At 42.5% G+C, this 7,754-nt stretch carries 6 protein-coding genes; 4 read left to right on the forward strand and 2 right to left on the reverse strand.

Annotated elements, in window-relative coordinates; translation table 11 throughout:
* The first annotated feature begins 50 nt into the window (after positions 1-50).
* The 3 genes from ENH88_RS19730 to ENH88_RS19740 are packed head-to-tail and all read left to right on the forward strand — an operon-like array spanning position 51 to position 3,025.
* Positions 51-1,784 carry a vWA domain-containing protein gene (locus ENH88_RS19730; RefSeq protein WP_304184940.1) on the forward strand — a complete coding sequence of 578 codons (1,734 nt, stop codon included), beginning with the start codon at positions 51-53 and terminating at the stop codon, positions 1,782-1,784.
* A gap of 37 nt (positions 1,785-1,821) precedes the next feature.
* Positions 1,822-2,403 carry a sigma-70 family RNA polymerase sigma factor gene (locus ENH88_RS19735; protein ID WP_304184942.1) on the forward strand — a complete coding sequence of 194 codons (582 nt, stop codon included), beginning with the start codon at positions 1,822-1,824 and terminating at the stop codon, positions 2,401-2,403.
* Positions 2,393-3,025 (forward strand): hypothetical protein, encoded by a 633-nt coding sequence (locus tag ENH88_RS19740; RefSeq protein WP_304184943.1) that lies wholly within the window; start codon positions 2,393-2,395, stop codon positions 3,023-3,025. Before ENH88_RS19735 ends, ENH88_RS19740 begins: the two co-directional genes overlap by 11 nt.
* A gap of 90 nt (positions 3,026-3,115) precedes the next feature.
* Here ENH88_RS19740 and ENH88_RS19745 read toward each other — a convergent pair whose 3' ends face one another.
* Both ENH88_RS19745 and ENH88_RS19750 read right to left on the reverse strand, forming a co-directional pair.
* Positions 3,116-5,170 (reverse strand): TonB-dependent receptor, encoded by a 2,055-nt coding sequence (locus ENH88_RS19745; RefSeq protein WP_304184944.1) that lies wholly within the window; start codon positions 5,168-5,170, stop codon positions 3,116-3,118.
* A 64-nt stretch (positions 5,171-5,234) separates the two neighbouring features.
* Positions 5,235-6,815, reverse strand: a complete 1,581-nt coding sequence (locus tag ENH88_RS19750; protein ID WP_304184945.1) for an ATP-binding cassette domain-containing protein — start codon at positions 6,813-6,815, stop codon at positions 5,235-5,237.
* A 403-nt stretch (positions 6,816-7,218) separates the two neighbouring features.
* Between ENH88_RS19750 and ENH88_RS19755 the strand changes: the two genes are divergently transcribed.
* Positions 7,219-7,638 (forward strand): hypothetical protein, encoded by a 420-nt coding sequence (locus tag ENH88_RS19755; RefSeq protein ID WP_304184946.1) that lies wholly within the window; start codon positions 7,219-7,221, stop codon positions 7,636-7,638.
* Positions 7,639-7,754 lie beyond the last annotated feature (116 nt).

Below are 7,754 nucleotides of genomic sequence, written 5' to 3' on the forward strand. Positions count from 1 at the left end.
TCCGTTTATAGGTTTAGTAATTCATATTTAATAAAAGCTAAGGTGATTTTATGAATAACAAGATGAGTAACATCCAAGCAATTAATTTACGTTTAACGGTGTTGAGCCTTGCGGTTATAGTTGGCTTAACCGGTTGTGAGCAAAGTTCACAAAGTGAGGTTGATGAACAACAAAACCAAACAAACAATGCGGCGAAGAGCAAACAAAACGATGAACAGCAATTAGAGCTACAAGTGCAAACAAGGCAGAGACAACATGCTGTAAGTTATGAAGCCATGCCGCAAGGGATGATGCATGCAAGTGTTGCTATGCAGCGCCCGATATTGCCGCCGATGCCGCCAACTCCAGTTGATGACGTGGTATTGGTGTCAGAGCAAGATCGTGAAAACTATTTAAAATCCCAGCAGAATCCAGTTAAACAAACAGTCACTGAGCCGGTATCTACTTTCTCAATTGATGTAGACACGGGCAGTTACAGTAATACTCGTAGAATGTTAAATATGGGGCAGCTACCGCCAAGTGATGCGGTACGCGAAGAAGCCTTTATTAACTATTTTGATTATGACTACAGTGCGCCTGAAACTATCAGCACACCGTTTAAGGTGCATACTGAGGTTGCAACGGCGCCTTGGAATGCGCATCGCCAATTACTTAAAATTGGCATTAAGGGTTTTGAAATTGAAAAAGCTGATTTAAAAGCGGCGAATTTAGTGTTTTTACTGGATGTATCTGGCTCTATGAATGCACCCAACAAATTACCCTTATTAAAAACCAGTTTAACCATGCTAACTAAGCAATTGGATGAAAATGATTCTGTTGCCATTGTGGTGTATGCCGGAGCCGCAGGTGTGGTATTGCCAGCAACTAAAGGCAATGATCAACAAGCTATCAGCGCAGCGTTAGATAAACTGGCCGCAGGCGGTTCAACAAATGGCGAGCAAGGCATTGAGCTTGCGTATCAAATAGCACAGCAGAACTTTAAAAAAGACGGTATTAATCGAGTGATTTTGGCCACCGATGGCGACTTTAATGTAGGCATGCAATCGGTTGATAAGCTCAAAGAGCTGGTGGCAGCAAAGCGCAAAACGGGCGTTGCACTAACCACGCTTGGTTTTGGCCAAGGTAATTATAACGATGGCTTAATGGAGCAATTAGCTAATATTGGCAACGGCCAACATGCGTATATTGATAACATTAACGAAGCACGCAAAGTACTGGTTGATGAACTCAGCAGTACCATGCAAATTATTGCCAAAGACGTAAAAATTCAAGTGGAATTCAATCCACAGCAGGTGGCTGAATATCGTTTAATTGGTTATCAAAATCGCGTACTCGCTAATGAAGATTTTAATAACGATAAGGTCGATGCCGCAGAGTTAGGGGCAGGGCATACAGTAACGGCGTTATATGAAATAACCTTAGCCAACTCCGATCATAAACAAATTGATGAGCTGCGTTATCAGTCTAAAACTAATGAGAAACCGGTTGCCAGCAATGAACTCGCTTTTGTAAAAGTGCGTTTCAAACAGCCTGACGGCGAGCAAAGCGAATTGCTTACGCAAGCTATCAGTAGTGATAAAATACAGCCGTTATCGCAGGCAAGTTCCGATTTTAAATTTGCCGCGGCAGTTGCTGGGTTTGCTCAGTTACTAAAAGGTGCAAAATATACCGGAGACTGGCAGTATGAAGATTGTGCTAAATTGGCAACCGCTAACAAAGGCAGTGACACATTTGGCTATCGTAGTGAGTTTGTGCAACTGGTAAATAATGCTGCGGCATTATGATTTAAGTAGCGGCACAGTGATATAAGTAAAGGACGTTATGACGGAACTCGCTGATGAGCAATTAATGTTGAGTTATGGGCAAGGGGATGTACAGGCTTTTTCGCAGTTGTACACCCGCCATAAAAATAGTTTATATCGTTATTTTTTACGCCAGTGTGCAACCCCGCAAGTGGCTGAAGAGCTCTATCAAGAAGTATGGAACAAGCTAATAAAAGCCCGTTCGCAGTATCAAGCGAGCGCCAAATTTACTACTTGGTTGTATCGTATTGCCCATAATGAATTAATTGATCATTACCGCCGAACTGGTACGCAAAGTAAGTGGTTAGACGACGATAATCAATATCTTGAAACTGCCGATTTTGCCGATCATAACAGTCAATCAGCTGCTGAAAAACTTGAGCAAGACCAGCAAGCCGCGCAGCTAAAAGTGTGTTTAGCGCAATTGCCCCGAGAGCAAAAAGAAGCATTTTTACTTAAACACGAAGCTGGTTTTACCCTCAAAGAAATTGCCGAATTAGCGGTTGAAACAACTGAAAATATAAAAAGCCGCATCCGTTATGCACAAGCTAAGTTAAAGCAATGTATCAAGTATAAATTGGAGACTAGCAATGAGCGATAAGTTAACCAGTCATGATATTGCTTCACTTTATAAACGTGGTGCAACGGAGCAGCCAAGTTCACAACTTGATGAGCAAATACTAAAACGCGCAGCAGATGAGGTTGCAGACAATAAAGTCCCCCCAATTCATAAACCTAAGCGCTTTTATCAAACTTGGTATGGGCAATTATCTACTGCGGCATCACTGGTGTTAGTGGCGGTTTTATATGTGCAAAATAGCGAACAGTATCAACAGTCGTCAGAGCTGAATGAGCTGCAAATTTTAGCTGATGAACAACCAGCTAAATCACCAGCAGCCTCACTTGAAATGATGCAAAACGAAACACAAGAGCAAGCGCAAGAACAAGCTCAAATGATGCAATTAAAACAAACCCAGCAGCGCCAACAAAGTGAAAAAATGGCTGGCAGACAATTTGCCGCACCAAGCATGACAGCGAAAAGTGCGTTGTTATTAGAGCTTGAAATTATCACCGCAGAGGTAGCAAATAAATTTAGGCGTATAGATACATTTATTGCAGATGGTAATACCACGGCCGCTAAAGCACAGCTGACTGAATTATTAGCAGCGCACCCCGAACTCAAGGTGCACTTAAATGCGCAATATAAACAGCTATTACAATAAAAGATAATCCACTTAGGTTCGCTATATGGCTATCTTTTTGGTCTTATACAACTATGTTCGCTATATGGCGAACTTACCTAAACTTGGTAGCTACCAAGAATAACTTGCTGAGAACATCACATTACGTGGTCGCCCTGGGAAATAACGGTCGCCAGTAAAGCTAGTATAATCGGCACGCTCGGCATAGGCGGTGTCGGTTAGGTTGTTAATGCGCGCGGTTAGTTTTAACCGTTCAGTGAGCTGCCAAGCCCCACGTAAATTAATTAAATCATGACCTGCGTAACTGTGTAGGTTTTCAGGGTCGGTAAAATAGTCACTGACATGATGCCATTCAATAGCAACGAGGGTGTTATTGCTGATTTGCCAGTTGGCTTGTAGGTTGGCAATATTACGCGGTGCCGTGTCTATATCGTTGCCGTTAATATTTACCCCAGATAACACTTGGTCATAGTCGTAGGTGTGCACCGCATGGCTTGCAGCAAGGGCAAGCTTTATTGACTGAGTAAGTTGATAATCAAGCTCAAGTTCAATACCGCGATGCTGAGTTTGCCCGTCATTAATGGTAAAAAAGTCGCTATCGCGAAAAATCACGTTTTGTTTGTTCATCGCATATGCAGAGAGTACATAATGCAATTGTTGATATTGTCCTTTAACGCCTATTTCAAGGTTATCTGCTGTTTCTGACTCTAGCTCGGCAACCTGTTGCTCGCGTTGTAACTGATAAAGCTCAGCCGCTTGCGGCGCACGATAACCGCGAGATAGGTTTGCATATAAATAATTATCAGCACTTAATTGATAACTCAGGCCAAGTTTAGGCGATGTATTGGTAAATTTATTTTCGCCACTTGGCGGGCGAGAGTAACGACAACCGCCCATTGCGCATTCGCTGCCATCTTCTTTTGTGCGCCCAGCGAGCATATTATTGCTGTAATCGTAATTGAGTTGCTCAAAGCGCGCGCCTAAGCTGATGGCGAGTTGCTGCCATTGCCAATCGAGGCTGATAAAAGGGGCGAGTAGCGTGCTGTTTACATCGTAATCGTAATGCTTACCTTGCGGCACTGTGGCGACTAAAAACGCCGAACCTTGGGTTGGCTCGTCTTGATATTGGAGAAAGTCAGCACGGGTGTATTCGCTATCGAGTCCTAAGTTCAGCGTTAATGAAGCTGAGTAATCGTGTTGCCAAAGTGATTGAATGCCAAAGCCATTTTGGCTGTTTTCTTCAAGTGGTGTGCCCGGTAAAAAGTGCTTAAAAAAGGTCATACTTTGATTACGCACATACGGGGTAATGGTGAGCGTATCTTGTGCGGTTTGCCATTGTGCTTTTGACCAAAGCCGAAACGAACGGGCTGTTCTAAATGCATCAGGATCAAAGTTTTGCTGGGCTATTTCATCATCTTTATAGCTTTCAAAGCCTTCAATAAAGCCTGCGGTTTGTTGATCTAAGTGGCTGTAACTCAGCCCTGTAGTAACAGACAATTTATCACTTGTATAGCGATGACGCACGTTGAGCTTTTCTTGAACGACGCTTTCATCATCACGGTAACCGCTATCGCGAGTAACACTGGCATTGATGCCAACCCCTTGATTGCCTAAATCTTTACCGCTTCTCAGTTTTAAACGGCTGTAACCGTACGAGCCTAAATCAACGCCGAGCAAATGTTCATCATAAGTGGTATCAGGGGTGATCACATTAATAACCCCATGTACGGCGTTGGAGCCGTAAAGGGCAGAGCCTGGGCCTTTTAATACTTCAACCCGCTCGGCCATTTCAGTGTGTGCTTCAAATAACTCGTTAATATTGCAAAAGCCTGCCGCACGCAGGGGGATGCCGTCTTCAGCGGTGAGTAATCCACCACAGGCACCCGCGCCAGAAAGTACAGGAGAGCGCAGTGCGGGTAAATATTCTTGACCATTACCGTGTTGTACATTGGCACCAGCAACCTGTTTTAACACTTGTTCAATATGAGTCGGGGCAATTAAATCTAGCTGCTCTTTAGTGATACTGCTTATTACTAAAGGTAGCGGATCAGCGTTAACTTCTGAGCGTGACGCGGTGGTAGTAATGCGTTCAATAGCTGTATTTTTTTGCTGACTTAATGCATGAGTACTGATAAGTAACAATGGGATTGCAACGAGTGAACGCATTATTTTCCTAATGAATTTAATTATTTAACAAGTATAAAGTAGCAATTTTAATACTTGGAAGCAATTAATACAGGTTGAGTTGCTGGGTAAGTTGGCATTGCTTTACAAACTCCTCATCGTGGCTTACCAATATAAAGCTGCCAGTAAAATCAGCAAGATTTTGTGCAAGTTGCTGCTTGTTATCAAGATCCAAATGGTTATCGGGTTCATCTAGTAATAATAAATAGTCCCCCGCATTTTGCGCGGCAATTAACATGGCTAATTGCATTTTCTCGCCGCCGCTAAGTTGACTAATTGGCCGATATACATCATCGCCCTTGAAACCAATATTCGCTAGTAGATGGCGGATTGTTTGTAGCTCTAGAGCACAATGTACCTCTAGTGCTTTGACTAAGCTGTCAGTGGCGGTTAAAAATGAGCAGTGCTGGTCAATATAAAGCACCTTGCTGTTTAGATGAATTACCGTTGCTACGGATGACTTTGCAGATTCATTGATCATCCTCAGTAGCGTTGATTTACCCGAGCCATTTGGCCCTGCAATATGTAATTTATCGCCACTGTTTATTTGTAAGGTCACAGACTGGTTACTGCTAGCAAAAGGCAAGCAAAGCTTATCAATAAACAGCAAACGTTTATTTCTGCTGGGTTGGCTGAACTTTAACTTTCGTTCAATGCTGTTCGGCAGTTGCTGTTGCAGTGTTTGCCGTTTTTCGGCTAAGGCGTTTAGCTTCGCTGATGCTAAACGCTCGCTAGCACCTTTATTGGCTTGGGCACTGTTTTTCTTAAAATCTAACATCACTTTAGGTTGGCTGGCGCTGCTGCGATGTTTATTGCCTTGCGCCGCTCTTTGCTGCGCTTTTTCATGGTTTAGCTGGGTTTGTTGTTGGTGTTTTTTTTGCTCTTTTGCTAGGTGAGCAATTTGTTTAGTTAGCGCCGTTTGTTGCAGTGCTTTTTGCTGGCAAAAATGCTGGTAGTTACCGGTCTCGTAATGGATACCGAGACTGTTTAACTCAATGATAGCGTCGCAGTGATCAAGTAATTGGCGATCATGACTAACAATCACTATTTGCCCTGCAAAGGTATGCAATTGCGTTATTAACCATTGCTTTGCTGTTTGGTCTAAATGATTACTTGGCTCATCTAAAATCAGTAAATCAGGCTGTGCTTGCAGGGCACAATAAAGCGTTAAGCACCGCTGTTGGCCGGGGCTCAAATGGCTTATTGGGGTAGTCAGTGGTGCTTCAATAGCTAGGCTCAACAACTGTTGTTGATAATTTTGCTCACATAACCAATCGTCGCCGATTAGCGCAAAATCTGCCTCAGCAATGCTCCCGTGCGTAATACGTGCAAGCGCTGCCAGCTTTTTATCTATACCCAATAATTGGGCGATAGTGCTGGCTGAGCTTTGTAAAGAGTGATCACTTAATTGCTGTTGTGATACGGCTAAACGAGTGCCCGTAAATTCAACATGGCCCGAACTGGCTTGCTGTTGATTTGCCAATATGCTCACCAATATTGATTTTCCGCTGCCATTAGCACCGATGATCGCGGTGAGCTTTTCGGGGATTGAAAAATTAAGCTGGTTAAATTGTACATGGCCATCAGGGTGTTGATAGCTTAAATTATGAATGTGTAATGACTGCATAATGCCTCTGGAGTAAGCAGGGCATGGCGCGCAAAGCAATTAAGATTAACTAGGTATCGTTAAGTATATTGCTAGAAATATGACGAATTTTGCGCCCACTAACCCTGTAAATTCAAATAAATAAAACGAATTTCAACAGGTGTTAGTTATTCATCAATGCGCAAACTCCAATAAGGTAAGTGAGTTAATAATATACGAATGTGTTGTGTTTTGTCAGCTGGTTTTTATTATTTTGTGTTTACATCACTTTGTTCGGATTATGGGATAAAGCTAACTAATTGTTTGTTAAAACACAAAGCTGTAAGTACTCACTATCTTTACATTCTTTACAATTACTTTCATCTTTGATTCAGGCTAACTTGATAGGCTTTAGTCAAACGCAGCACTATTGCAGGAAGTAACTATGAATAAATTAATCCCCCTATCTTTGGCTGTGCTTGGTTTGAGTTTATTGCCGTTAGAAGTCAGTGCCAAGCATGAGCGTGAACATGAGCGTTATGAACATCGCCATGAACATAAAAAACACAGCAAAAAGCATCATAAAAAATATTATAAACACCGTCGTAAACATCACGATACGGTTTATTACCGTGAACTTCCGCCAGGTTTGTATAAAAAGGTGGCTCGTGGGCGCGGCTTACCACCCGGTTGGTACAAAAAATATCACCGTGGCGATCGTCTTGATAGAGATATTTATCGCCGTGGCCGAGCGATTGAGCGCCATGACCGTAAGGGTCTAATTTTATTGGAAGTTGATGATAGGTTAATTCATCTTGTTCACGATACCCGAGAAATTCTCTCGATTGTCAGCCGCCATCATTAAAAATAGCTATTAAGTACTGAGTTATTTACCTTAATTCATAACATGTTGATGAATTATTGCTACTCTTAAAATGAATCATCGAGGGAGAAAAACAATGAAAGCACTTCTTTCTATTG

The organism is Pseudoalteromonas prydzensis (genome assembly GCF_011050055.1).
In the GTDB taxonomy this organism is placed as follows: domain Bacteria; phylum Pseudomonadota; class Gammaproteobacteria; order Enterobacterales; family Alteromonadaceae; genus Pseudoalteromonas; species Pseudoalteromonas prydzensis_A.